Here is a 22,269-nt window from a genome sequence, read left to right as displayed (position 1 = left end):
TCGCGGCGCTGGTGAAATCTCAGACGCCCGGGCCCTTTTTCGAGGGTCCGGGCGTTTGCTTTGTCCGCGCCAGCGATTAACAGGGCGAGTGCCGAGCCGCCGCTTCAGGCCAGCGCAAGGCGGGCCGTGGCAGGGGGTATGAATGGCGACGCCCAAGACCTCGCACGACAGGGATACGGACGGACTTATGGGAGAGACGACGCGCATGGATGTGACCGGTTTCGGCCTCAGGATCGTGACCGTGGCCGTGGCCGCCGGGATGGTGGCCGCCTGCGCCACGCCGCCCCCGCCGCCGCCTCCCCCGCCGCCCCCGCCGCCGCCTCCGCCCCCGGTCGAGCAGATACCCTATCGCCCGCTGCCCCCCGGCGGCGCGGCCTATGTCATGGAAATCCCGCCCAAGGGCCCCGACGGCCGCCGCATGACCGTCAACCGCGAACTGACCGAGGACGAGCTGGTGTGGCATTTCCGCTCGGGCTGGAACGTCGCCGCGCTCAATTGCGTCGCCGACCGCTACCAGCCGATCCTCGATGCCTATGGCGCCTTCATCAAGGACAACGAGCGCGAGCTTAAGCGGGTCAACGACCGGCTCGAGAAGGTCTATCGCAGCCAGGCCCGCACCCGGCGCGAGGCGATGGTCGCGCGCGATGGGCAGACCACGATGGTCTACAACTTCTTCGCCCTGCCGCCCGCACGGACCGAGTTCTGCGCCGCCGCGCTCGAAATGGCGAACCGCGCGCTCGCCAGCCCGCCGAAAGACGCGCTCGGCTTTGCGCGGGAGAATTTCGACCAGCTGACCGAGCCCTTCTACACCTTCTTCGACCGCTACGAACGCTACCAGCGGCTCTCGGCCGAATGGGATGCCAAATACGGCGCGCTTTATGGCCCCTCGCAGCCCGGCTGGGTCGCGGTGCAGCAAGCGCGCGCGAACGGTGTAGAAGTGCCCCGCGCGGGCGAGAGCGACCCTTCGACCACGATCACCAATCCGAGCGGCGCGATGAGCGTCACCGACCCCGAAACGGGCGAGAAGGTGCCGGTCGTGCCGGTCGATGAGCGGGTGCTCTCGCAGCCGGTGACGCAGCCCCTGCCGACCGACGCGAACGAGCGCGAGACAGACGGCGCAGGCGATTCGTCCGAGGGTTGAGCGCGGGGCGAGGCGGAGGCAAAGATTGGCGTTGCAAGCGTCATGCCTTCACGCTAAGGCGCGCGCCTGCCCGACGCGGGGGCCGGTTCTCGCCCCCCGCCCAAGCACCTGAACGGGGCCGTAGCTCAGATGGGAGAGCGCGTCGTTCGCAATGACGAGGTCAGGGGTTCGATTCCCCTCGGCTCCACCAGGTGTCCGGGCGCTTTTCTCCAGCATTGATGATCCTTAGAGGCATTGCGGCAAGCCCCTCCTTGCCTGCGCGCTTCGTTGTGTCTAATCCTCCTGACACGCATCGGTAACGGGAATGCGGTGAAAATCCGCAGCTGTCCCTGCAACTGTAAGCGGTGAGCATTCGTCTCGCGCGTGTCCCTCGGGGCGCGCAGCCACTGGGCCCGATGGCCTGGGAAGGTGAGAGCCGGACGCGCTGACCCGCGAGCCAGGAGACCGACCGGGGCGTGTCGCTCTTTGCCTGGCTCAGGGACTGGCCCGGCGCGGAAAAAGGCTTTCGTTCTGAGCGACATTCGTGTGGCCGGGCGGGGACATCCCCCGTGCGGCCTGTCGCTTTGGGACGGGAGGAATCCGTGAGAAATTCTGTTGTTTTGTTGTGCGGTGTCGCTGCGTGCGCGCTTGGATGGGGTATGCCTGCGGGGGCGCAGGACAAGAACGGCGAAAAGGACGCCGCCGCGCGTGAGCGCATCGAGCTCGATTTGTTCCACGAGAAGCGAGGGGATATACTCGTCACCGCCAGCCGAGTGGAAACGAGCATCAATCTCGACAATTATACCGGATCAGCCAGCGTTCTGACCCCGGGACAGCTCGAAAACCGCCAGGTGCGCGACATCGCCGAGGCGCTGCGCGACGTGCCCGGTGTCGCGGTTAGCGGCGTTGCGGGCCAGACGCAGGTGCGCCTGCGCGGCAGCGAGGCCAACCACGTCCTCGTCCTCGTCGACGGGATCGAGGTGTCCGATCCCTTCGCGGGCGAATTCGACCTCACCACCTTGCAGGCCGAACCGGGCGCGCGGGTCGAAGTGCTGCGCGGGCCGCAATCCGCGCTCTACGGTCCCGACGCGATCGGCGGCGTCATCGCCTACCAGAGCGCGAGCGGGCGCGACCTTGGCGGGTTCAGCGCCCGCATCGAAGGCGGCACGCAAGGCACGGCCAACGGCGCGGCGCGCTATGGCGCGAGCGGTGCGGGCTGGGACGCGGCGCTTTCCGCGGTCGTGGTCAGCACCGACGGCCAGCCCAATGCGAGAGGCGGCAGCCGCGACATCGGGCGCGACAGCTACACCGTCTCGGCCCAGGGCGGCGTCGACCTCGCCCCCGGCCTCAGCGTGCGCGCGGTGGGGCGTTACATCCTGACCGAGGGCCGCTTCAACAATTCGGACAATGATCCCGCCAGCCCGACCTTCGGCTTCATCGTCGACAGTCCCGAAGTCCGCTATGACAACGAGGCCGTCTATGCGCTCATCGGCGCGCGCTACGAGGCGCTGGACGGAGCGTGGACCCACGACCTTTCCGCACAGGTCGCCGACATCGCGCGCGATACGTTCGGTCCTGCAGGGCGGACCAACGGCTCGGAAGGCGACCGCCTGAAAGCGTCCTACGTCACCGCCTACGCCTTCGACACGGGCGAGGCGTCGCACACCCTCACCTTCGCCGCCGACTGGGAACGCGAGCGGTTCCGCAACACCGACCCGTCGGGCTTCGCCTTTACCGGCCGGCGCCAGATCGAGAACACCGGTCTCGTCGGCGAATACCGGCTGGAGACAACGCGGTTCGATTTCTCGGCGGCGCTGCGCCACGACATCAACGACCGTTTCGCCGACGAGACGACCTATCGCATCGGCGCGGGGTACGACCTTACGGACACGACCCGCCTGCGCGCGGCGGCGGCTTCGGGGATCAAGAACCCGGGCTTCTTCGAACTGTTCGGGTTCGTCGACGGGCGCTTCATAGGCAATGCCGACCTGCGCCCGGAAAAGTCGGAAGGCTGGGAGGTCGGTATCGACCAGCGCCTTTTCGCCCAGCGCGTCACCGTCTCCGCGACGTATTTCGACAGCGAACTCGAAGGCGAGATCTTCACGACCTTCCCCCCGCCGACCTTCGTCGCGACCCCCGGCAACCGCGACACGGTGAGCACGCAGCAGGGCGTCGAAGTGGCGCTTTCCGCCGCGATTGGCCGGGCCTTCACGCTGAACGCGGCCTACAGCCACATCGACAGCGAGGAGGACGGGACCACCGAGGTCCGCCGGCCCGAGGACATCGCCAGCGCCGCCCTTACATGGAGCGCGCCGGGCGATGCGGCGTCGGCCACCCTCGTCGTGCGGCACAACGGCGCGGCGCTCGACGATGCCTTCATCGACCCCAGCTTCGTCCCGGTGCGCGTCGTGCTGGACGATTACACGCTGGTGAACCTCAACGCGCGGGTGCGCATCGCGGAAGGCATCGAGGCTTTCGGGCGGATCGATAACCTGCTCGACGAACGCTACGAACAGGTCTTCAGCTTCGTCTCGCCCGGTCGCAGCGCGGTGATCGGTATCGAAGCGCGCTTCTAAACACTCGCCAAAGCCCGAGGAAATGCATAGGTGCAGCCCATGCATTTCCTCGACCAGGCCAAGATCTACCTGAAATCGGGCGCGGGCGGGCCGGGCGCGGTCAGCTTTCGCCGCGAGAAATATATCGAATACGGCGGGCCCGACGGCGGTGACGGCGGGCGCGGCGGGGACATCGTGTTCGAAGCCGTGCCGGGTCTCAACACGCTGATCGACTTTCGCTACGCCCAGCATTTCAAGGCCGCGCGCGGCGGGCACGGCATGGGCAAGAACCGCACCGGGGCAAGCGCCAAGCCGCTCGTCATCAAGGTGCCCGTGGGCACGCAGGTCATCTCCGACGACCGCGAGGAAGTGCTCGCCGATTTCACCGAGGTCGGCCAGCGCCTCACCCTGCTCGAAGGCGGGATGGGCGGGCGCGGCAACGCCTCCTACAAGACCGCGACCAACCGCGCGCCGCGCCAGCACCAGCCGGGCGAGCCGGGCGAGGAAATGTGGGTCTGGCTGCGGCTCAAGCTGCTCGCCGACGTCGGGCTGGTGGGGCTTCCCAATGCGGGCAAGTCGACCTTCATCAATGCGGTGTCGAACGCGCGCGCCAAGGTCGGCGACTACGCCTTCACGACGCTCGTGCCCAAACTGGGGGTGGTGCGGCACAAGGGGCGCGAATTCGTGCTCGCCGACATTCCCGGCCTGATCGAGGGCGCGGCCGACGGCGCGGGCATCGGCGACCGCTTCCTCGGCCATATCGAGCGCTGCCGCGTGCTGATCCACCTGATCGACATTTCGGGCACCGGCGAACAGGACCCGGCCACCGCCATGCGGATCGTCGAGGAGGAGCTCGAAGCCTATGGCGAAGGGCTGGCGGACAAGCCGCGCCTCGTCGCGCTAAACAAGCTCGACCTTGCCGACGAGGAACTGGTGGAGAGCTTCGCCGAGGAGCTGATCGAGGCGGGGGCGGAGGAGGTCTTCGCGGTTTCGGGCGCGACCGGCGAAGGGATCGAGCCGCTGCTCGATGCGGTCCTTTCCTATCTGCCGACGCGCACCTCGACCGAAACGAATGCGGCCGAGGTCGATGATGAAGACGGCGGGGAGCCGGGCGAGTGGTCCCCGATCTGACAGCCCTGCTCGACCCGGCGCGCTGCCGCCGGCTGGTGGTCAAGGTCGGCTCGGCGCTGCTGGTCGACAAGGGCGAGCCGCGCCGCGAATGGCTCGAGACGCTGGCCGACGACCTTGCGGCCCTGCGCGCGGGCGGGGCCGAGGTGATCGTCGTCAGCTCGGGCGCGATCGCGCTGGGCGCGGCGCGGCTGGGGCTGGCGAAAGGCGGCCGGGCGAGCCTTGCCGAAGCGCAGGGCGCGGCGTCGGTCGGACAGGTCGCGCTGGCGCAGCTGTGGGCGGGCGTGCTGGAGACGCGCGGGCTCGTCGCGGCGCAGATGCTGGTGACGCTCGGCGACCTCGAGGACAGGCGGCGTTATCTGAACGCCGCGGCGACGCTCGAGATGCTGCTCGCGCGCGGGGCCGTGCCGGTGGTGAACGAGAACGACAGCGTGGCGACCGAGGAAATCCGTTTCGGCGACAATGACCGGCTCGCCGCCCGCGTCGCGCAGGCGGCGGGGGCGGACGGCGTGTTGCTGCTGAGCGATGTCGACGGGCTTTACGACCGCCCTCCCTCCGAGGAAGGCGCGCTCCACTTCGCGCGAGTCGAGGGCGTGACGCCCGAAATCATCGCCATGGCCGACGCGCGCTCGGGCTCGGGCCTCGGCTCGGGCGGGATGCTGGCGAAGCTGCAGGCGGCGCGGATCGCGGAGCGGGCAGGGATCGCGCTCGGCATCATCGACGGGCGCGGCGAAGCGCCGCTTTCCCGCCTGCGCGAGACGAAGCGCGGCACGATCTTCCTCCCCGTCCGCACCGACAGCGCGCGCAAGGCGTGGCTCGGCGGGCGGCTCGCGCCCGAGGGCGTGCTGACCGTGGATGAGGGCTGCGTGAAGGCGCTCGCCGAGGGTGCGAGCCTGCTCGCAGCGGGCCTCGTCGAGGTCGAGGGCGCATTCCAGCGCGGCGCGCTCGTCTCGCTCCATGGGCCGAAGGGCGAGCGGCTGGGACAGGGCCTCGTCGAATATTCCGCCGAGGAATGCCGCGCCATCGCGGGGCTCAGCACGGGCGAACAGGAAGCCCGGCTCGGCTACGCCCCGCGCGCGGCGGTCGTCCACCGCGACCACATGGTGCGCGCGTGAGCGGCACGTTCCAGCGGCTCCGCGCGCGGCTCGCGCTGACCGGGGCGACCGGCTTCGTCGGCAGCGCTGTGCTGGACGAGGCGCTCGGCCACGGGCACGACCTGAGCGCGCTCACCCGCCGCGCACAGGCCGCGCGCGACGGGGTGGCATGGGTCGAGGGCACGCTGCACGACCAGACGTCGCTCGAGGAATTGTGCGAAGGCGCGGACGCGGTCATTCATGTCGCGGGCCTTACCAACACGCCCGATCCGGCCGAATTCGAGCGCGCCAATGTCGCGGGCACGGCGAACATGATCGCCGCCGCGAAGGCTGCCGGCGTGGATCGCTTCGTCTTCGTCTCCTCGCTTTCCGCGCGCGAACCCGAGCTTTCGGCCTATGGCGCCTCGAAGGCGCGGGCCGAAAAGCTGGTGATGGAAAGCGGCCTCACCTGGACAATCGTGCGCCCGCCCGCGGTCTATGGCCCGCGCGATACGGATATGTTCGAACTCTTCCGCTCGGCGCGGCTCGGCGTGGTTCCCCTGCCGCCGGGCGGGGCGACCTCGATCATCCATGCGCACGACCTTGCCGCGCTGCTGGTCGCGCTTGGGGATACGCATGGCCCGAAAGCTGCCTTTCGCAAGGTGTTCGAACCCGACGACGGGCGCGAGGGCGGCTGGGCGCACAAGGAACTGGCGCAGGCGATCGGCCGCGCGGTGGGGCGCAGGGCGGTCTTCGCGCCGCACCTGCCGCGCGGCGTGCTCGACATGGCGGCGCGCGCCGACCGGATGCTGCGCGGCGACGCGGCCAAGCTCACCGCGGACCGCGTCGGCTACATGGCGCATCCCAACTGGGTCGCGCGTTCGGATCGCCAGGTGCCGGGCGAGATCTGGGAGCCGCGCATCGGCGGGGAAGAGGGGCTGAAGGCGACCGCCGAGTGGTACGTCCGCGAGGGGTGGCTGTGACGGCCTAGAGGAACGGCTCCTCGCCCGGCTTGTGGATGCCGCATTCGGTCTTGTCCCAGCCTTTCCACCGGCCCGAGCGTGGGTCTTCGCCCGGCGCGACCTTGTGGGTGCACGGTTCGCAGCCGATCGAGGGGAACCCGCGCGCCACCAGCGGGTGTGGCGGCAGGTCGTGGGCCTCGAAATGGGCGGCGATGTCCGCCGCCGACCAGTCGATCAGAGGGTTGATCTTCAGTCGCCCCTGCGCGTCCGAGGTGTCGATCTCGAAGCGCGGCAGGTTCGCCCGGGTCGAGGACTGGAACGCCTTGCGCCCCGTCAGGCTGGCATCGAACCGCTCGAGCGCCTTGGCGAGCGGCTTCACCTTGCGGATCTCGCAGCAGCCGTCGGGGTCATAGGACCATCGAAGCCCGCTTTCGTCCTTCGCCGCGAGTTCCGCTGCGTCGGGCTCGAGAACCACGAGATTGAGCCCGAGCCGCTCCACCAGCGCGTCGCGATAGGCCAGCGTTTCGGCGAAATGCTTGCCCGTGTCGAGGAAGAGAACGGGGATGCGGGCGTCGACCTCGGCGACGAGGTGAAGCAGCACCGCGCTTTCCGCGCCGAAGCTCGACACCACGGCAAGCTCGCCCGCGAGGTCGCCCTCGATCACGGCGGCGAGCATTTCCTGCGTCGAGGCGCCGCGGAACATCCGGTTGAGACGCACCGCGTCGTGCTCTGTGAAGCGCGGGGCGGCGTCGAGCCGGTCGATCTTGCGAAGATCGTTCATGCGTCAGCCCCGTGGCGTTCTTGCGGGATGGTCGCGCGCGCGCCGAAGCGGGTGTCGGCGGCGTGCTGGTAGACGTTCTCCCACGTCGCGAAGGCGCGGCGCGCGTCCTCTTCGTCGAGCCGCCGGTCGGGCGCGAAGCTGTCGAAGCCGCAGCGGCGCATATGGGAAAGCTGGTCGATCAGGACATCGCCGACCGCGCGCAATTCGCCGGTATAGCCCGCCTCGCGCAGGATGCGCGCCGCGGAATAGCCGCGCCCGTCGGTGAAGGCGGGGAAGTTGATCTCGACCAGCGCCAGCCGGTCGAGGAAGGGCAGGAGGAGGCGCGCGTCGTCGCCCGGTTCGATCCGCACGGCGGTGGCGTTGGTCTGCTCCAGCGCGGAATCGACCGTGACCGTGCCGTGATCGACCGGCTCGTCGTCGCGGAAGCGGAACTGCACGTCGTCGGGGCTCGTGCCGAAATCGGCGGCGTTATTCATAAAGCGCCTCCTTGAAGGGCTCCATGCCGAGCCGGCGGTAGGTGTCGATGAAGCGCTCGCCCTCGGTTCGCTCGGCAAGGTAGAGGTCGGTGACCTTCTCGACGGCTTCGATTACCCCGTCCTCGTCGAATCCGGGGCCGGTGATGCGGGCGAGGCTCACGTCCTCCGCCTCGCTGCCGCCGAGGGAGAGCTGGTAGTTCTCCTTGCCCTTCTTATCGACGCCGAGGATGCCGATGTGGCCGGCATGGTGGTGGCCGCAGGCGTTGATGCAGCCGGAGATCTTGAGCTTCAGTTCGCCCAGCTTGCCGGTCTTGCCGCTTGCATCGAACCTTTCGGAAATGCGCTGCGCGAGCGGGATCGAGCGGGCATTGGCAAGCGAGCAGTAATCGAGGCCGGGGCAGGCGATAATGTCCTCGATCGTGTCCATGTTCGGCGCGGCGAGACCCGCTTCGTTGAGTTCGGCCCAGAGCTTCGGCAAGTCGCGGATGGCGACATGGGGAAGGACCACGTTCTGCGTGTGCATCACGCGGATCTCGTCGAAGGAGTATTCCTTCGCCAGCCGCGCCATCAGTCGCATCTGCTCGCCCGTGGCATCGCCGGGGATGCCGCCGACCGGCTTCAGCGAGATCACGGCGGAGACATAGGCGTCGTGCTTGTGGCGGTGGGTATTGCGGTCGACCCAGACGGCGAAATCGGGGTCGGAGCGGTCCACGGTCTTCGGCCCGTCCTCGAACGGCGGGTCGTTGAAGAAGGTGCGGATGCGTTCCAGTTCCGCGAAGGGCGGCTCGACGCCCTGTTCGAGCAGGTGCGCGAATTCCTCTTCGACCTGCCGCGTGTATTCCTCCGCGCCGAGTTCATGGACGAGGATCTTGATCCGCGCCTTGTACTTGTTGTCGCGCCGCCCGTAGCGATTGTAGACCCGAAGGCACGCCTCGGCATAGGTCACGAGGTGATCCAATGGCACGAATTCGCGGATCATGGGCGCGATCATCGGGGTGCGGCCCATGCCCCCGCCGACGAAGAACTGCGCACCGAGCTCGCCGTCGCGTTCGATAATCCGGATGCCGATGTCGTGCAGCCGCATCGCCGCGCGGTCCTTTTCCGACGCGATCACGCAGATCTTGAATTTGCGCGGGAGGTAGCTGAATTCCGGGTGGAAGCTCGACCACTGGCGCAGCAGTTCGGCATAGGGGCGCGGGTCGGTCACCTCGTCGAAGGTCGCGCCGGCGAAGTGGTCGCTGCTGATGTTGCGGATGCAGTTCCCGCTCGTCTGGATCGCGTGCATCTCGACCGTGGCGAGGTCGGCGAGGATGTCGGCCGCGTCCTCCAGCTTCACCCAGTTGTACTGGATGTTCTGCCGCGTCGTGAAATGGCCGTAGCCGCGGTCATACTTGTCCGCGATGTCGCCCAGCATCGTCATCTGGCGCGAATTGAGCGTGCCATAGGGGATCGCGACGCGCAGCATATAGGCGTGAAGCTGGAGATAGAGCCCGTTCATCAGCCTGAGCGGCTTGAACTGGTCCTCGGTAAGCTTGCCTTCGAGGCGGCGGCGCGCCTGGTCGCGGAACTCCGCGACGCGCGCATCGACCATCGCCTGGTCGTAGTGGTCGTAGAAATACATCTCAGATCACCCAGTCCAATGCTTCGGGGTCCTGCGGCTTCAGCGTCAGGTCCGGGCGGACCGTCGGGCCGAGCGCGCGCACGCGGTCCTTGATATGGGCGGGGCGGACATGGCCGTCGGCTTCGCGGGTCGCTTCGATCGCATAGGGCACGTTGACCCGGCGCGCGGCTTCTTCGGCCGCCATGATTTCCTCGGCGCGGTCGCCGACATCGACCGCCTCGTCGACGTGGAGCGACCAGAACTCGCCGGTCCACCACACGACTGCGCCCGTGTTCAGATCGTTTCCGGTCAGGATTTTCACTGGTGCGCCTCCATCGCGATCCGCGCGAGCGCCACGTCGTCGCGCTGCGTGACCTCGCCGATGACGATCAGCGCGGGGCTCTTTATCCCGTGGTCCGCGACGAGGTCCGCGAGCCCTGCGAGCGGTCCCCTCACGACCCGCATTTCGGGCCGCGCGCCGTTCTCGATCACCGCCAGCGGCATGGCGGGGGAAAGCCCGTCCGCCATCAGCTTTTCGGCGATTTTGCCTGCGGTCCTCACGCCCATGTAGATGACGAGCGTGCGGCCCTTGCCGGCAAGGCCCGACCAGTCCTGGTCCGATAGCCCCTTGCACTGGCCCGCGACGAAGCTGACGACGCTCGCCGCGTCGCGGTGGGTGAGCGGGATGCCGGACGCCGCCGCCGCGCCGTTCGCGGCCGAGATGCCCGGCACGATCTCGACCGGAACGCCTGCCGCGCGTGCCGCCTCGGCCTCCTCGCCGCCACGCCCGAAGATGAAGGGATCGCCGCCTTTGAGGCGCACCACGTCGCGCCCGGCGAGCGCCTCGCGCACCAGCAGGGCGTTGATCTCCTCCTGCGGCAGGGTGTGACGCGCGCGCCGCTTGGCGACCGAGATCAGCCGTGCATCGGGGCGGGCCATGGCGAGGATGTCGTCGCTGACGAGCCCGTCATGGACGATGGTGGCGGCGCGCTCGACCAGCCGCGCGGCGCGCAGGGTGAGAAGGTCCGGATCGCCCGGCCCCGCGCCGACGAGAAAGACCGTGCCCGGGACGAGCGCCTGCGTGGAGGAGGTGCTTTGCATGGCCCGCGAGATGCGCGAAACCGCGCGCACCCGCCAGCGAGAATGATTTTGCCCCGCGCAAGCGAAACTTGTGCGCCCGGCTCAGTCCGTTGTCTTCGGGTCCCCCTCGAGCGCCGCGATCAACCGGTCGAACTGCTCGGACTGGCGCACGTTGAGGTCGCGCTGCGGGAAGGGGATTTCGACCCCGTGTTCCTTGAACAGGTGCCAGATGCGCCGGTAGATGTCGGAGCGGATGTTCGCCATCCCCTCCTCCGGGTCCTGGATCCAGAAACGCAGCTCGAAATTGACCGAGGAATCGCCGAATTCCATGATGTTGACGCGCGGTTTCGGCGTCTTGAGCACGCGGTCGGTGTCCTCGGCGGCCTGGTAGAGCAGCTTCGTCACCAGCTCGATGTCGGAATTGTAGGACACGCCCACCGGCGCCTTCACCCGCACATCGCGCGAGGAATAGGACCAGTTGACGACCTGGTTGATCATCAGCGTCTCGTTCGGGATCAGGTATTCGGTCCTGTCGCGGGTGATGACCGAGATCGCGCGGATGCCGATCTTGCGGATCTGGCCGAAGCTTTCGGCGCCCGAGGAATCGTGCACCGAGATGACGTCGCCCGGCTTGATCGACTTGTCGAGCAGCAGGATGATGCCCGAAATCAGGTTCCCGAAGGTCTTCTGCAAGCCGAAACCTATGGCAAGGCCGAAGGCGCCGCCGAAAAAGGCGAGCGCGGTCAGATCGATGCCGAGCAGGTCGACCCCGATGAAGAAGGCCGCGGTCCATATCACGATGGTCGCGATCTTCTCCGCGAGCAGCTGCTGCGCCCCGTCGAGCCGGTTCATCCGCCGGAACGCCTTGCGCACCAGCCGCGTGCCGAGCCACGCCGCGCCGAGCACGATCAGGATCGTCGCCAGCACGAACAGGATGTCGAACGCCGAAATCCGCACCGTGCCGATGACGAAGGCCCAGCTGTCGAGCCCCTCGACCACCGCGCCGACCGTCTCGCTCTGGCTGGCAATGCCTTCCTTCGCACCGCTCGCGACGCCGATGATCTTGTCCTGCGGTGCGGTCTCGGCGAGGCTCCAGACCTGGCCCGGCAGCGCCGGTTCGGGCGGCGGGGCGGCCTCGGTTCCGGTCGCGGCTGGTGTCGGCGGTGTCGTCGCGGTCATTCGGCGTCCATGCGGGCGAGGCCCCGCGCAAGATCGGCAATGAGGTCCTCGCTGTCCTCGAGCCCGATCGATAGGCGAATGGCGGGCCGCGTGCCACCCCCGGCCCCGCCGGGCCGCGTGGGCGATGCCATGACCGTGCGGTGGGTGTGCGGTGCGATCGGCAGGGCGAGGCTTTCATAGCCGCCCCACGAATAGCCGATGCCGAACAGGGCGAGCGCATCGACCACCCGGCCCGATGCCTTCATGTCGTCGCTGTCGAGGACGAAGCTGAACAATCCGCAGCCGCCGGCGAAATCGCGCTTGTAGAGCGCGTGGCCCGGATCGCTTTCGAGCAACGGGCACATCACGCGCGCCACTTGCGGCTGCTCCGCGAGCCAAGCGGCGATCCGCGCGGCGCTTCTGGTCGAGGCTTCGAGCCGGACCTGCATCGTCCTCAGGCCCCGCGCGGCGAGGGCGGCGTCGTCGGGCGAGACGACCTGGCCGAGCTCCTGCGCGGTGCGGCGCAGCTTGCGGTAAAGCGGTTCGCGCGCGCTCGCCGAGCCCATCATGAGGTCGGAATGGCCGCCGACGTGCTTCGACAGGCTCATCATGGCGATGTCGCAGCCGCGCTCCAGCGCGGGAAAGCCGAGCGGGCTCGCCCAGGTGTTGTCGATGATGCTGACCGCATCCGCCTCGCGCGCGATGCGGGCGAGTTCGGGCACGTCGCACACCTCCATCGTCAGGCTGCCGGGGCTTTCGAGCCAGACCGCCTGCGGGCGGAACTCGGCGACAAGGGCGGCATAGGCGGCAAGGTCGAGCGGGTCGAAGAAGCGCGTTTCCACCCCCAGCCGTGCGAGCAGCCCGGTCGCCATGCTCCGCGAGGGATCATAGGCATTGTCGCTCATCAGCAGGCGGTCGCCGGGGGACAGCACCGCGAGCAGGCATCCCGCGATCGCGGCGACGCCGCTCGGGTAGAGCACGGTTCCTTCCGCGCGCGGCTCGATCTCGGTCAACGCCTCGGCCAGCGACCACTGGGTCGGCGCGCCCCGCCTGCCGTAGAAGAACTGGCCGTCATGGTCCCTGCCGCCGGCGCGCTTGCGCTCGGCATCGCTTTCGTAAAGATGCGTCGAGCCGCGCCAGACCGGGGTGTTGACGACCTTGCCGGTCCATTCGCTCCGCCGTCCGGCGCGGGCGAGGCGTGTCGCCTCGCGCAGGTTTTCGGGCTCCTTCCCGCCGCTCATGCCTCGGGCCCCTGCGCCTTGGGGGTGGCGGGGTCGGCGCCCCATTCCATCCAGCTGCCGTCGTAGAGCGCGGCGTCCTGCTTGCCGATCAGGTGGAGCGCGAAGAGCAGCACGCTTGCCGTGACGCCGCTGCCGCAGGTGGTGACGAGAGGGCGGGCAAGGTCGATGCCCGCCGCCTCGAACGCGCGGCGCAGCTCCTCGGGCGGTTTGAACGTGCCGTCCTCGTTGAAGACTTCGCCGAAGGGCAGGTTCCTCGAGCCCGGAATGCGACCGTTCGCCCCTCCGTGGACCGGATCTTGCCCCGTGCCGAAGACGCGGTCCGCCCCGCGCGCGTCGAGCACCTGTTCGGCCCCGCTATCGAGGTTGGCGAGCATATCGGCCTTGCTCCGCACCCGCCGCGCGGTGTGCAGGGGCTGGGGCTCGGCGCGCTCGACGACCGGTGGGCCGCTTTCGAGCGGGCGGCCTTCGGCGCGCCATTTCGCAAACCCGCCGTCGAGGATCGCGACCCGTTCGCGGCCCGCTTCCGTCAGGGCGAACCACGCGCGGGCCGAGGTCTTCACCGCGCTGTCGTCGTAGAGGACGATGGCCGTCTCCGGCCCGATACCGAGCGCTGCGAGCCGCGCTGCGACCTGTTCGCCGGTGGGCAGCGCGGCGGGGACGGGCGAGGCAGGGTCGGTCAGGCTCGCAAGGTCGAGAAAGCGCGCGCCGGGGATATGCGCCGACTCGTATTCGGCCTGCGGGTCGCGGCCGGTGGCGGGCAGGTGGCGCGAGGCGTCGAGCACGGCGATGCCGGGACCGTCCAGCCGTTCGGCCAGCCAGTCGCTCGAAACGAGGCTCGGGAAACTTTCCATCCCCCGGCGGGTAGCGCGCCAGCGGCTCCGCGCCAAGGGGGGCGGCGAGGCCGGGCGCGATCCGGCAGGCGCGGCGGGCGCTTGCGGGATACGCACGAGCTGCGCGGCGAGGCCGGGGATCAAGCCGACCACGTCGAGCCGTGCGTTGATCCGCGCCGGCTGCGAAGCGATGCCGTGGAAGGAGGTGGGAGCGGGCGCGGGGCGCGGCTGCGCCGCACGCCCCGCGCCCGCTAGGCTCCGGGGCTCCGGCGGGGAGAGGCGCGGCGGGGCCGTGCGGCGGCGACGGCGCTCCGCGATCCAGAGGGGCGGCAACAGCGCGACCAGCAGGCCGAGCCCGGCGAGGATCCAGCTCTCCTAGGCGCGCATCAAGTCGAGGAACCCTGGCCGGTGGACCCGCAATTCCAGGTTCGCCCCGGCATCCGTCGTCGCCGCCGGGTTCGGGGGAGCCGGGAGGGGGGCGGTGCTGTCGTCCAAAGGAGGGATGGCCGGCCCATCCGGGCCTGCGACTTGCGGTAGGGCGAGGTCGTTGGCCGGGGCCGGCGCTGCACCGGTGGAATTGCCCTCACCGCCGGTCGCGGGCGGGACCGCAGGCCGGGCGGTAACCCGGACCGGCGGTCTTTCGGATGGTGAGGGCGCGGGCCGGGGGTTGGTCGGGGCTGCAGCAGGAAGCTTTCCGGGCGCTGCTGGGCAGCGGCCCCGCCCGGGAGGCCGTTCGCTGCACCGAGCGCGAGAGCGAGTGTCGCCACGAGGCGAGACGCGCAGGTCACAAGCGGGCGCAGCAGGTCGTCAGCGGGGCGCATTGGCCGGTCGTAACCCGTCCTCAAACCGAAACCGGCGCACCATGCGTCGTTTTCGGCGAAGTTCCGATTTCCCGTTACGCGGCGCGCCCCAAGGCCACCTCCCGCCTTGCACCGCCCGTCCTTTCCCGGCAACAGCGCGGCATGGAAACCACACAATCCGGCCCCGCCTTCCTCGGCAAGGACACCCCGCTGCCCGCCTCTCCGCAAGAGGCGCGGCTGGACTACGTCCCCAATCCGCGCCCAGGCACGCTTTACCTGGTGCGCTTCGCCGCGCCCGAATTCACCTCGCTCTGCCCGGTCACGAGCCAGCCCGATTTCGCCCATCTTGTGATCGATTACGCGCCGGGGGAGACAATCGTCGAATCGAAAAGCCTCAAGCTGTTCCTCGGCTCGTTCCGCAACCACAACGGCTTTCACGAGGACGTGACGGTCGGGATCGGACAGCGGCTAGCGGAGGAAATGAAGCCCGTCTGGCTGCGCATCGGGGGCTATTGGTATCCGCGCGGCGGCATCCCGATCGACGTGTTCTGGCAGACCGGCAGGCCGCCCGAAGACCTGTGGTTGCCCGACCAGGGAGTGGCCCCTTACCGCGGCCGGGGGTAGTCTCTAATTCCTATGTATAACAAATATTTATAGCCGCAACCAGCCTTGCGGAACCGATCGCATTTTCATAGCCTTGTCACAGCAAGCGGCATGAAGACCGCAGTGCAGAAGGGGATTTGCGCGCATCGGGTCCGCGCCTCGCGCACCTGCTGCTGAACGTGGATGCCACGATGGACGGGGATATGGTGGTCGATGCCGACGCGCTCGATCTCGGTACGGCCTCGACCATCACCAATAACGGCCTGATCCTTGCCACCGGAGCCGGCCGCGAAGCGATCGACATGGACACCGCCGAGCGCGTCACGCTGGTCAACAACGGGACGATCGCGACGATCAATGACGGCAATGCGCTGGGCAGCGCGGACGCCGTTCGGCTTGGTGCGGATGCGACGGTTCTCAACAAAGGTCTGATTACCACGCAGAACGGGGATTCGTGGGGCATCGTCGCGGGGCCAGCTCGGTCATAACCAATTCGGTCACCGGTTCGATCATCGCCGGCGGAGAGAACGCGCGCGCGATCTTCGCCATTGCGGACCGAAGGCGTGCGGCTCGGGCTTGTCGCGAGCTATGCCGACATCGAGACGCAGGACCTGCGCGCAGACCGCATCCCGACCGAGCTGAACGAGGCGGAGAGCATCAAGCTCGGCGGCTACATCGCCGCCAGCTTCCTCGAGCGGGGCTTCATCAACACCGAAGTCGCCTACCCCACCGGCGAGATCGAGAGCCGGCGTGACGATTTCCTCGGGACGATCGCGTCGAACTACGACTTCGACGGGCTGATGACGCGTTCGACGGCGGGCTACGACCTGATCGCGGACGAGAACGTGTCGATCACCCCGACGATCGGGGTCAATGCGGCGCGGATCGAGTTCGACGACGTGACCGAGGCCGGCAGCTTCGGCTTCACGGTCGAGCGCGGCGATGCCGAATTCCTCGAGCTGCGCGGCGGGCTCCAACTGGGCGCGCGGGTGTCGGAAGGCGTCAGCGGCTTGGTGTCGGGCAATGTCATCCGCGATCTCGCCGATTCGCAGCGCAGTTTCCGCCTGAGCTCCTCGCAGCTCGGCACGTTTTTCACGGCGCTTCCGCTGCGCGAATGCGACCGCTTCGAACTCGCCGCGGGTGCCTCGATCGACGTGTCGGAGACCTTCGCAATCGACGTGGGCTATCTCGGCGACTTCAACGAGGGCTACCGGGGGAACTCGGCCCGCGCGACCGCGCGCATCGCCTTCTGATCGCCGCAAGCGCAACGACAAAGGGGGCTGGCCGCGCGAGCGGCCGGCCCCCTCGCTTTGTCCGCCGCTTCAGCCCGCGCGCGCGGCGAGGATCGCCTTGTTGCGTTTTTCGAGCGCGAGGAACGCCTTGAACGGGGCCATGCCCTCCTCGGTCCGCCCCTCGCGGCCGAGCATCCAGAGCTGATGGTAAAACCACGCCATCCCGGCAAAGCCGTTCACCGCCTTCATCACCTGCAACCGCTTGAGAAAACCGAGCCAGGAAGGGATCACTTCGAGATCGTCCTCGTAGCGCGGCAGGCGTTCCAGCCCGTCGAGCAGGCGCCGCGGCGCGTCGGTCATCACGCACATCGGGCGGCCCAGCCCGATCACGTCCGCCGCCCCGATTGCGAGCGCCTGCTCCATCGCCGCCCGGCTGCGAAAGCCGCCCGTCACCATCAGCGGGACCGCCACCTCGTCCTGCATCGCCTTGGCGAAATCGACGAAATAGGCCTCGCGCGCGGCGGTCGAGGGGGCGACATCCTGCTTTTCCTCTTCCTCCATGCCTTCCATGCCCATGAGCTTGGGCTGTTCGTAGGTTCCGCCGGAGATCTCGATCAGGTCGACCGAGGCTTCCTCGAGCCATTCGACGACTTTCAGGCTGTCATGGAAATCGAAACCGCCCTTCTGGAAATCGGCGCTGTTGAGTTTGACCGAAACGGGAAAGTCCGGCCCGACCGCCGCGCGCACCGCGGCCACGATCTCGAGCAGGAAGCGCGCGCGGTTCTCGAGGCTGCCGCCATATTCGTCGGTGCGAAGGTTCGCGCGTGGGCTGAGGAATTGCGAAACGAGATAGCCGTGCGCGGCGTGGACCTGCACGCCGGTGAAGCCTGCCTCGCGGCACGCTTTGGCCGCCACCGCCCAGCGATTGACGAGGTCGGCGATCTCCTCGCGCGTGAGCGGGACGGGCCTTGCGAATTGCCCGCCGGGCAGGGCAAGCTGGACGTCGGAAGCCGATTTCGGGGCCGGGTTGACGCTTTTCTGAACCTGCCGCCCGCCGTGGCTGATCTGTGCCCAGAGATGGTTTCCGCCGCGCGTCCCCGCCTTCGCCCAGCGCGCGAGCGCTGCGGCCATCTCCGCATCGGGTTCGCGCTCGATCACGACATTGCCGGGGCGCTCTAGGTGGTCGTGATCGACGATCACATTGCCGGTGAGCAGCAGGCCCGCGCCGCCATCCGACCACAGGCCATAGAGCCGCTCGAGCTCGCCAGTCGGAACGCCGTCAGGTGTCGCCAGCCCTTCGGTCATCGCCGCCTTGGCGATCCGGTTGGGCAGCACGGCGCCGCAGGGCAGGGTGAGAGGCTCGTCGAGCATTGGTCGCGCTCCGCTGTCGCTGGAAATGCAACATCTCTGGCCTATCCTCGCCTCGCGCTCAAGCACACGGCGGTTCGGCACCCGATGGGGACTCGCGCATTGATGGGGCAAGGGGCACGACCATGATCTACATTCTTCTCAACTTCCTCCCGATCGCCGCCGCGACCGCGCTGGGCCTTGTCATCGGGATCGTCTGGCTGCGCGCCTCGGACATATTGCTGCCCGGCTGGAAGACGCTCGCGGGCGCGGCGCTGGCCGAGTTCTGGCTCGCCTCGATCCTTGCAGGCGCACTGATCCTCGCGCCGCCTCAGGCGGGCGAATGGGTGATGGCGGTGGGCAGCGCCGTGGTGATCTGGATCGGATTCGTCGTGCCCGTGCTGTGGGTGACCTTCATGGCCTACGAGATGCGCACGGGTCAGACCGTTTCGGCGGCGCTGCACTGGCTCGCGGTGATGGTGGGGCAGGCGTGCCTGATGCAGTATCTCGGCCTCGTAGCGCCGCCGGGTGCGGCTGCGTGAGGCGTGGTCGGGCGATGGTGCCGGCTGCAGGAATCGAACCCGCGACCTGATGATTACAAATCAACTGCTCTACCAACTGAGCTAAGCCGGCTTCTCGCGAAGGTGAGGTGCCCTATGCCAAACCTTCCCTGCCCTCAAGTAGCGAAGCGGTAGGGCCGATCAAAACGCTCCGAAAGTCCAGCCTTCCGTCGCGGCGATGGCGGGGGTCAGGGCGCGCGGGTTCCAGCGTGCGTCCTCGCGGTGGACGGCGCGCAGCCAGGCGGCGGTGAGCGCGGCGTCGCAGGAATGGTCGTCGAGCGGGCCTTCGCCGGGCACCGGCGGCGAGCCGAGTGCGCCGAGCGCCGCGTTCAGTTCCTCGAAGCTGCGCATCTTGGCGCGCGCTGCGCTGCGCCCCGCCTCGATCGCGGCGAGCGAGGTGTAGATTTCGCACACCACCGATCCGCGCGGCGGCAGCGGGTCGATCGGCCAGACGGGCAGGCGACCTGCCAGCCGGTGGAGCAGGCGCATCCCGGTGAGCGAGGACTTCCCCACCTGCGCCGCGCCGACGAGGTTGAAATTGGAATACGGCTTCAATCCCATCGCCGCCTGGGCGTGCTCGGTCACGCGCAGCCGCCCGCGCCCGGGCGCGGCCCCCTGCGCGATTGGGCCGGCGCGGAAGCGGGCGCCTTCGCGCCCACCGTGGCGGCGGAAAAAGGGCGCGATTTCGTGATGGTCGACGAAGGAGGAGGCGGCGAGGTGATCGTCGTCAGCCGCCAGTGAGTCGATCAATGCCCATAATTCGCGCGCACACGCTGGCGAAGCCTCCCAGCCGGGAAAGAAGGCTCCGCAATCCGCATGGGGAAGCGAGATGCCAAGGTCCATGCCGACCAGCGTGCCATCCGGCAGGTCCAGCAGCAGGGCGAGCACCTCACCGCGCGACCAGCCGCGCGGATGCGGGGGCTCGACCGGCACCGGCGGACCGCCTTCGGCGTGGGCGAGCGCCAGCGCGATGCCGCGATGCCGCTCCCCCGCCGCGCCCGACCAGTCGATGGCGAGGAAATGGTCGAAGCGCCTCATCCCCCGCGCCGTTCTTCGCGCAGCCGGTTCCAGTAGGCGATGCGTTCGCGGACCTTGCGTTCGAAGCCGCGTTCCACCGGGGCGTAGAATTCCACCGGCTCCATCCCTTCCGGCCAGTAATCGTCGCCCGAAAAGCCTTCCTCGGAGTTGTGGTCGTAGGAATAGCCCTCGCCGTAGCCGATGTCCTTCATCAGCTTGGTCGGCGCGTTGAGGATGTTGGCGGGCGGCATCAGGCTGCCCGTCTCCTTCGCGCTTTTCCACGCGGCCTTCTGGGCGGCATAGGCGGCGTTCGACTTGGGCGCGGTGGCGCAGTAGAGGCACGCCTGCACGATCGCGAGCTCGCCTTCGGGGCTGCCGAGGAACTGGTAGGCGTCCTTCGCCGCGAGGCATTGCGTGAGCGCCTGCGGGTCGGCAAGCCCGATATCCTCCGAGGCGAAGCGCACGAGGCGGCGCAGGACATAGAGCGGTTCCTCGCCCGCGGTCAGCATCCTCGCGAGGTAGTAGAGCGCCGCCTGCGGGTCGGAGCCGCGCAGCGATTTGTGAAGCGCGCTGATGAGGTTGTAATGCCCGTCGCGGTCCTTGTCGTAGACCGCCACCCGGCGCTGGAGGAAGGCACCCAGCTCCGCCGGGCCGAGCGGCTCGGCTAGCCCCGCATTATAGAGCGTTTCGGCCTGTCCCAAGAGGAAGCGCCCGTCGCCGTCGGCGCTGGCGATAAGCGCGGCGCGCGCGTCGTCCGTCAGCGGCAGGGGCCCTTCGAGCGCCTCGGCGCGGGCGAGCAGCTTGCCGAGCGCCTCGTGATCGAGCCGTTCGAGAATCAAGACCTGCGCGCGGCTGAGCAGCGCGGCGTTGAGGGCGAAGCTCGGGTTCTCGGTCGTCGCGCCGACCAGCGTCACTGTGCCGCGCTCGACGTAAGGAAGGAAGCCGTCCTGCTGGGCGCGGTTGAAGCGGTGGATCTCGTCCACGAAGAGCAGCGTCTTCTGCCCCGCCTCGGCCATGCGGTCCGCTTCGGCGAAAGCCTTCTTGAGGTCCGCCACCCCGGAGAACACCGCGCTGATCGAGACGAAGCGCATCCCGACCGCGTCCGCGAGCAGGCGGGCGATGCTGGTCTTGCCCGTGCCGGGCGGGCCCCACAACACCATGCTCGAAAGCCTCCCGGCAGCGACCATCCGCCCGATCGCGCCTTCGGACCCGGTGAGGTGCTCCTGCCCGATCACCTCGGCGAGCGACTGCGGGCGCAGGCGGTCTGCCAAGGGGGCATCCTCGCGCAGGGCATTGCGCGAAGGGGGCGGGGGTGCGTCGTCTCCGAAAAGGTCTGCCATTCGTCCGGCGACATAGGCTTTCGGTCGGAAAATGCCACGGCGCGCTTGCATCGCTGTATCCAAGATATATCTTTGAGCCATCTAAGACACGGAGGATGCAATGACAGGATTTCGGTACACCCGCCATGGCGGGCGCGGGCGGCGCGGTTCGGCGTGGCAGTTCTACGGCCCGCTGATGGCGATGGCCGCCTCGGGCGGGCGCAGAGGTGGCTGGAACGCCGACTGGGGCGCGGACTTTGCCGACGACATGGGCGACGCTTTCGGCGGCTCGCGCGGCGGAAGGCGTCGGCGGCGCCAGCGGATGTTCGGGTCTGGCGAACTGCGCCTTGCTCTCCTCGCGCTCGTCGCCGAGCAGCCGCGCCACGGATACGAACTCATCAAGGCGATCGAGGACATGACCGGCGGCACTTATGCGCCGAGCCCGGGCGCGGTCTATCCGACGCTCCAGCTGCTCGCCGACGAGGGAAAGATCGCAGAGGCCGAGGCGGAAGGCGCGAAGAAGCCCTTCGAGGCGACCGAGGAGGGCCGCGCCGAGCTGGAAGAGCGCAGGGACGAGGTCGAGGCGCTGATGGGTCGGCTGGACGAACAGGGCGACCGTGCTCAGAAGGCCCGCTCGCCCGACCTGATGCGCGCGCTCGGCAACCTCGCCAGTGTCCTGCGCAACAAGGCGCGCTCCGGCGGGCTCGACAAGGCGGCGATGGAGGAGATCGTCGACATCATCGACGAGGTCGCCAAGCGCATCGAGCGGCTCTAGCCGCCGCGCTTTGCCGAGGCCGTTCGCAGAGGCGTTCGCGCGGTTCGTCCGCAAGCGTGGTTGCCGCGTGGCCCCCTTCGGCCTAGCCTCGCATGACGGGTCGCGCCTCGGGGAAGGGGAGGCTTGGCAATGGCCGATACGATTCCGAAAGATGGCGCACGCGCCAAAGCGCCGTGGCACCTGTGGGTGGTCGGCGTGCTCGGCCTGCTCTGGAACGGCGGGGGCGGGGCTGCGAACTACCTGCAGGTCAAGCAGGCGAGCCCCGAATTCTTCGCCCGGCAGGCCGAGATGCTCGGGACAACGCCTGAAGTGGTGAGCGACTATTTCGCCAACTACCCGCTCTGGGCCGACATCGCCTATGGCTTCGGCGTGTGGGGCGCGGTCGCGGGGTCGGTGCTGATCCTGCTGCGCAGCCGCTTCGCCGCGCTCGCCTTCGCGCTGTCGGCGATCGGCTTCGTCTTGGGCGTCATTTACCAGTTGGTCGCACCGCTCGAAGGCGTCAGCGCGGGCGTGTTCTTCTGGGGCTTCAACGCGCTGATCTTCGCGACCATCATCGGCCAGTGGGCCTATTCGCGCTGGATGACGCGGGCGGGGGTGATGCGCTGACCGGCC

22 protein-coding genes, 2 tRNA genes and 1 riboswitch are annotated in these 22,269 nt (G+C 68.7%); of the genes, 12 read left to right on the top strand and 12 right to left on the bottom strand.

Annotated elements, in window-relative coordinates:
- Positions 1–142: 142 nt before the first annotated feature.
- The 6 genes from G9473_RS09075 (at position 143) to G9473_RS09050 (ending at position 6,859) form a co-directional block, all read left to right on the top strand.
- The gene (locus G9473_RS09075) at positions 143–1,141 is read left to right on the top strand and encodes a hypothetical protein (protein ID WP_291132668.1); all 999 of its coding nucleotides are present in this window, start codon (positions 143–145) and stop codon (positions 1,139–1,141) included.
- 114 nt (positions 1,142–1,255) lie between these two features.
- A tRNA-Ala gene (locus G9473_RS09070) sits at positions 1,256–1,331 on the top strand.
- Positions 1,332–1,389: 58 nt separating this feature from the next.
- Positions 1,390–1,609, top strand: a riboswitch (cobalamin riboswitch).
- A 170-nt stretch (positions 1,610–1,779) separates the two neighbouring features.
- On the top strand, positions 1,780–3,696 hold the full coding sequence (locus G9473_RS09065; RefSeq protein ID WP_291132666.1) for a TonB-dependent siderophore receptor: 1,917 nt from the start codon (positions 1,780–1,782) through the stop codon (positions 3,694–3,696).
- Between the two features lie 39 nt (positions 3,697–3,735).
- Complete coding sequence (cgtA, locus tag G9473_RS09060) at positions 3,736–4,806, top strand: Obg family GTPase CgtA (protein WP_291132665.1); 1,071 nt, start codon at positions 3,736–3,738, stop codon at positions 4,804–4,806.
- Positions 4,791–5,918: a glutamate 5-kinase gene (proB, locus tag G9473_RS09055; protein WP_291132664.1), complete on the top strand. Its 1,128-nt coding sequence runs from the start codon at positions 4,791–4,793 to the stop codon at positions 5,916–5,918. The genes cgtA and proB overlap by 16 nt, the downstream gene beginning before the upstream one ends.
- Complete coding sequence (locus G9473_RS09050; protein WP_291132662.1) at positions 5,915–6,859, top strand: NAD(P)-dependent oxidoreductase; 945 nt, start codon at positions 5,915–5,917, stop codon at positions 6,857–6,859. The genes proB and G9473_RS09050 overlap by 4 nt, the downstream gene beginning before the upstream one ends.
- Positions 6,860–6,863: 4 nt before the next feature.
- On the opposite strand, the gene G9473_RS09045 is transcribed toward G9473_RS09050, so the two are convergent.
- The 8 genes from G9473_RS09045 to G9473_RS09010 form a co-directional block, all read right to left on the bottom strand.
- Entirely contained in the window at positions 6,864–7,619 is a 756-nt protein-coding gene (locus G9473_RS09045; protein WP_291132660.1) for a phosphoadenylyl-sulfate reductase, read from the bottom strand.
- A complete protein-coding gene (locus G9473_RS09040; RefSeq protein ID WP_291132658.1) occupies positions 7,616–8,095 on the bottom strand; it encodes a DUF934 domain-containing protein in 480 nt (159 codons plus the stop codon). The genes G9473_RS09045 and G9473_RS09040 overlap by 4 nt, the downstream gene beginning before the upstream one ends.
- Positions 8,088–9,716: a nitrite/sulfite reductase gene (locus G9473_RS09035; protein WP_291132656.1), complete on the bottom strand. Its 1,629-nt coding sequence runs from the start codon at positions 9,714–9,716 to the stop codon at positions 8,088–8,090. Before G9473_RS09035 ends, G9473_RS09040 begins: the two co-directional genes overlap by 8 nt.
- A 1-nt stretch (position 9,717) precedes the next feature.
- Positions 9,718–10,017, bottom strand: coding sequence for a DUF2849 domain-containing protein (locus G9473_RS09030; protein WP_291132654.1), 300 nt, complete (start codon positions 10,015–10,017; stop codon positions 9,718–9,720).
- Positions 10,014–10,796: a uroporphyrinogen-III C-methyltransferase gene (cobA, locus tag G9473_RS09025; protein WP_291132652.1), complete on the bottom strand. Its 783-nt coding sequence runs from the start codon at positions 10,794–10,796 to the stop codon at positions 10,014–10,016. Before cobA ends, G9473_RS09030 begins: the two co-directional genes overlap by 4 nt.
- Before the next feature lie 81 nt (positions 10,797–10,877).
- Positions 10,878–11,954 (bottom strand): mechanosensitive ion channel domain-containing protein, encoded by a 1,077-nt coding sequence (locus G9473_RS09020; protein WP_291132651.1) that lies wholly within the window; start codon positions 11,952–11,954, stop codon positions 10,878–10,880.
- The gene (gene metC, locus G9473_RS09015; RefSeq protein ID WP_291132649.1) at positions 11,951–13,174 is read right to left on the bottom strand and encodes a cystathionine beta-lyase; all 1,224 of its coding nucleotides are present in this window, start codon (positions 13,172–13,174) and stop codon (positions 11,951–11,953) included. Before metC ends, G9473_RS09020 begins: the two co-directional genes overlap by 4 nt.
- Positions 13,171–14,025, bottom strand: coding sequence for a sulfurtransferase (locus G9473_RS09010; RefSeq protein WP_291132648.1), 855 nt, complete (start codon positions 14,023–14,025; stop codon positions 13,171–13,173). Before G9473_RS09010 ends, metC begins: the two co-directional genes overlap by 4 nt.
- A 941-nt stretch (positions 14,026–14,966) precedes the next feature.
- On the opposite strand from G9473_RS09010, the gene queF reads away from it, so the two are divergent.
- The 3 genes from queF (at position 14,967) to G9473_RS08995 (ending at position 16,660) form a co-directional block, all read left to right on the top strand.
- Entirely contained in the window at positions 14,967–15,428 is a 462-nt protein-coding gene (gene queF, locus G9473_RS09005) for a preQ(1) synthase (RefSeq protein WP_291132646.1), read from the top strand.
- 116 nt (positions 15,429–15,544) lie between these two features.
- Positions 15,545–15,895 carry a hypothetical protein gene (locus G9473_RS09000; RefSeq protein ID WP_291132645.1) on the top strand — a complete coding sequence of 117 codons (351 nt, stop codon included), beginning with the start codon at positions 15,545–15,547 and terminating at the stop codon, positions 15,893–15,895.
- A 60-nt stretch (positions 15,896–15,955) separates the two neighbouring features.
- Entirely contained in the window at positions 15,956–16,660 is a 705-nt protein-coding gene (locus G9473_RS08995) for an autotransporter outer membrane beta-barrel domain-containing protein (protein ID WP_291132643.1), read from the top strand.
- Positions 16,661–16,729: 69 nt separating this feature from the next.
- Here G9473_RS08995 and G9473_RS08990 read toward each other — a convergent pair whose 3' ends face one another.
- Positions 16,730–18,010, bottom strand: coding sequence for an NADH:flavin oxidoreductase/NADH oxidase family protein (locus G9473_RS08990; protein WP_291132641.1), 1,281 nt, complete (start codon positions 18,008–18,010; stop codon positions 16,730–16,732).
- A gap of 122 nt (positions 18,011–18,132) precedes the next feature.
- On the opposite strand from G9473_RS08990, the gene G9473_RS08985 reads away from it, so the two are divergent.
- Positions 18,133–18,528, top strand: coding sequence for a hypothetical protein (locus G9473_RS08985; protein WP_291132639.1), 396 nt, complete (start codon positions 18,133–18,135; stop codon positions 18,526–18,528).
- A 15-nt stretch (positions 18,529–18,543) separates the two neighbouring features.
- Here the strand turns inward: G9473_RS08985 and G9473_RS08980 are convergent.
- The 3 genes from G9473_RS08980 to G9473_RS08970 all read right to left on the bottom strand — a co-directional run bounded on the left by G9473_RS08980 (position 18,544) and on the right by G9473_RS08970 (position 20,903).
- Positions 18,544–18,619 (bottom strand) — tRNA-Thr (locus tag G9473_RS08980).
- Positions 18,620–18,687: 68 nt separating this feature from the next.
- Positions 18,688–19,584: a hypothetical protein gene (locus G9473_RS08975; RefSeq protein WP_291132637.1), complete on the bottom strand. Its 897-nt coding sequence runs from the start codon at positions 19,582–19,584 to the stop codon at positions 18,688–18,690.
- Positions 19,581–20,903 (bottom strand): replication-associated recombination protein A, encoded by a 1,323-nt coding sequence (locus G9473_RS08970; protein WP_291132635.1) that lies wholly within the window; start codon positions 20,901–20,903, stop codon positions 19,581–19,583. The genes G9473_RS08975 and G9473_RS08970 overlap by 4 nt, the downstream gene beginning before the upstream one ends.
- A gap of 100 nt (positions 20,904–21,003) precedes the next feature.
- Between G9473_RS08970 and G9473_RS08965 the strand changes: the two genes are divergently transcribed.
- A complete protein-coding gene (locus tag G9473_RS08965; RefSeq protein ID WP_291132633.1) occupies positions 21,004–21,657 on the top strand; it encodes a PadR family transcriptional regulator in 654 nt (217 codons plus the stop codon).
- A 129-nt stretch (positions 21,658–21,786) separates the two neighbouring features.
- On the top strand, positions 21,787–22,263 hold the full coding sequence (locus G9473_RS08960) for a hypothetical protein (RefSeq protein WP_291132632.1): 477 nt from the start codon (positions 21,787–21,789) through the stop codon (positions 22,261–22,263).
- The last annotated feature ends 6 nt before the right edge of the window (positions 22,264–22,269 follow it).

The sequence above is a fragment of the Erythrobacter sp. genome (assembly GCF_011765465.1).
Taxonomy (GTDB): domain Bacteria; phylum Pseudomonadota; class Alphaproteobacteria; order Sphingomonadales; family Sphingomonadaceae; genus Erythrobacter.
The sequence above is the reverse complement of the archived record's forward strand: the minus strand, read 5'-3'. Positions and strand labels throughout refer to the sequence as shown.